Source organism: Streptomyces sp. NPDC020362, from assembly GCF_040642095.1.
Classification (GTDB): domain Bacteria; phylum Actinomycetota; class Actinomycetes; order Streptomycetales; family Streptomycetaceae; genus Streptomyces.
Map to the genome: position 1 here is coordinate 1 of NZ_JBFAET010000400.1, position 3,263 is coordinate 3,263.

The following is a 3,263-nucleotide window of genomic DNA, read 5'->3' on the forward strand; positions in this document are numbered from 1 at the left end:
GCAAGACGCTCCGCCTGCCCCGCCAGACCCGCCACCGACCGACCCGACACCACCCACGGCACCACCGGCAGAACCACAGCCGAACCACCGTCAGCAGCCGTCCCCGCACCCGCACCCGCACCCGCACCCGCACCGGTCATAGCAGGGCCAGTCACAGCTCCGGGCAGAGACCCGGGGAGCGAGCCGGGCAGATCGCCGGGCAGGGAAAGGGCGTTGTCCGGGGCCTGTTCGATGATGATGTGTGCGTTGGTGCCGCTGATGCCGAACGAGGACACGCCACCGCGCCGGGGACGCTCGGCCCGGGGCCACGGCACGGTCTCGGTCGCCAGTCGTACGGCCCCCGCGTCCCAGTCCACGTGGGAGGACGGTTCCTGGGCGTGCAGCGTGCGGGGAAGTTCCTGGTGCTGCAGCGCCATCACCATCTTGATGACGCCGGCCACGCCCGCGGCCCACTGGGCGTGCCCGATGTTGGACTTCACCGAGCCCAGCCACAGCGGCCGGTCCTCCGGCCGGCCCTGGCCGTACGTCGCCAGCAGTGCCTGCGCCTCGATCGGGTCGCCCAGCTTCGTGCCGGTGCCGTGCCCCTCCACCACGTCCACGTCGTCCGGGGAGAGACCCGCAGCGGTCAGCGCGGACCGGATCACCCGCTGCTGGGCGGGGCCGTTCGGTGCCGTCAGGCCGTTGGACGCACCGTCCTGGTTCACGGCGCTGCCGGTCACCACGGCCAGTACCTGGTGACCGAGGCGTCGTGCGTCCGACAGCCGCTCCAGCAGGACGACGCCTGCACCCTCGGCCATTCCCATGCCGTCGGCCTGCTCCGAGTACGCCTTGCAGCGCCCGTCCGCCGCGAGCCCGTGCTGCCGGCTGAACCAGACGAGCCAGGAGGGGGTGGCGTGGACGGTGACGCCCCCCGCAAGGGCCAGCGAGCATTCCCCGGACCGCAGTGCCTGGCCGGCCAGGTGCAGGGCGACCAAGGACGACGAACATGCCGTGTCCACCGTCAGTGCCGGTCCCTCGAGGCCGAGCGTGTAGGCCACCCGGCCCGAGATCACGCTGGGAGCGATGCCCGACTGGAGGTGGCCCTCGAGTGCTTCGGGCGCGTTGGCGCCGTAGCCGGAGGAGGAGGCGCCGACGAACACGCCGGTCGCCGAGCCGCGCAGTTGCCTCGGGTCGATGCCTGCCCGTTCGAACGCCTCCCAGGAGATCTCCAGCAGCAACCGCTGCTGGGGATCCATGGCCAGCGCCTCGCGCGGGCTGATCCCGAAGAACCCGGCGTCGAACTCGCCCGCGCCCGCGATGAATCCACCCTCGCGCGCGTAGAAGGTCCCGGCCCGCGCGGCGTCCGGGTCGTAGAGCTGCGACAGGTCCCAGCCCCGGTCGGTGGGGAGTTCCCCGACCGCGTCACCGCCCTCGGCCAGCAGGTCCCACAGCTGTTCCGGGGAGCGTACGTCGCCGGGGAGCCGGCAGCTCATCGCCACGATCGCGAGGGGTTCGTCGGCGGGTGCGGCCGCTCGGGCCGCCGGGCTCTGCGGCGCATCCGCGTGCCCGAGCGCCTGTGCCCGCAGGAACTCGGTCAGCTCCACCGGGGTGGGGTAGTCGAATATCAGCGTGGTGGGGAGCCGCATGGCGACCGCTGCGGTCAGTCTGTTGCGCAGTTCGACCCCGGTGACCGAGTCGAACCCCAGCTCCTTGAAGGTGTGCCCGGGGTCGATGGCCCGGGGCGAGGCGTGTCCGAGGACAGCCGCGGCGTGCGTCTGGACGAGGTCCAGGATCATCTGGTCCTGCTCGGGCTCCGGTCGCCCTGCCAGCTGCCGCAGCACCCCGGTACCGGCGCCGGCGTCGAGCGGCGGCGGTACGGCCGGACCGGCGGCCGACTGCGGAAGCTCCCTCACCTCCGAGGACACTCCGCCGTCGAGCCAGAACCGCTCGTGCCGGAAGGCGTACGTCGGCAGTTCCACCCGGCGGCCGGCCGGCAGCACGGTGCTCCAGTCCACGGCGACGCCCCGGACGAACGCCCGCGCGAGACCCGCCAGCAGGGCGTGCACGCCCTGCTCGTCCCGTCGGTGCAGCGGGACGAACACGGCCTCCTCCGCCCCGGTGCCGGCCACCGCGTCCGGCCCGAGCGTCGACAGTGACCCGTCGGGGCCCACCTCGATGAAGACCGACACGCCCTGCGTGGCCAGGGCCGCCACCGCGTCCGCGAAGCGCACCGCGTGGCGTGCCTGCGCGGGCCAGTACCCGGGCTCGCACTCCGTCAGTGCCTCGCCGGTCAGTGCGCCCGCCCACAGCAGTTGCGGCGTCCGGTGCTCCAACCTGGCCGCTACGGTCGCGAGTTCGTCCAGGACCGGGTCCATCGCCGGGGAGTGGAAGGCGTGCGAGACGCGCAGTCGCCGTACCCGGCGGCCCCTCTCGCGCCAGGTCTCCACGACCTGCTCGACCGCGTCGGCCTCACCTGAGACCACGACGGACTCGGGGCCGTTGACCGCCGCGACCGACACCCCGGGCAGCTCCGCGAGGCCTGCGAGCACATCGGCCTCGGGCGCGTTGACCGCCGCCATCGCCCCGCCCGTGGGCAGTGCCTGCATCAGGCGGGCACGTGCCGCCACCAGCCTGCAGGCGTCCTGCAACGACAGCACCCCGGCCACGTACGCGGCCGCCACTTCGCCCACCGAATGCCCCACGACGGCATCCGCCACCACACCCGCTGCCTTCAGCACGGCCGCGACGCCGATCTCGAACGCGAACAGGCCTGTCTGCGCGTACAGGGTCTGGTGGGCCGTTTCGGCGTCGACGCCTTCGGCGCCGAGGACGACGTCCCGTACGGAGATTCCCAGCTCGGTCTCCAGGAGGCCGCACGCCCGGTCGAACGCCTCGGCGAAGACCGGGCTGCCCTCGTGGAGCCCGCGGCCCATGCCGGCCCACTGCGAGCCCTGGCCCGCGAAGACCAGTCCGACCCGGGCACCGGGGCGGGCCACGCCCGAGACCACCGACGGCGCGGGCGCGCCCTCGGCGAACGGTTCCAGGGCTGTGGCCGGCTCCGTGTCGTCGGTGCCCAGCGCCACGGCGCGGTGCTCGAACGCCGTCCGGGTCGTCGCCAACGACCAGGCCACGTCGGCGGATCGGAGTTCGGGGCGGGCGCTCACCCAGTCCCGCAGGCGGCCGGCCTGTGCCGTCAGTCCGGCTGCCGACCGGCCCGACACCACCCACGCGGCGGCGGCCGGCACCACAGGCGCCGTGACGGCAGCGGCCAGCACCGCACGCGC

Annotated in this window: 1 protein-coding gene; it reads right to left on the bottom strand. The window is 73.9% G+C overall.

Features of this window, described 5'->3' with window-relative positions:
- On the bottom strand, positions 1-3,263 hold a 3,263-nt coding region (locus AB0H32_RS47480), incomplete at both ends, for a beta-ketoacyl synthase N-terminal-like domain-containing protein (protein ID WP_361135706.1).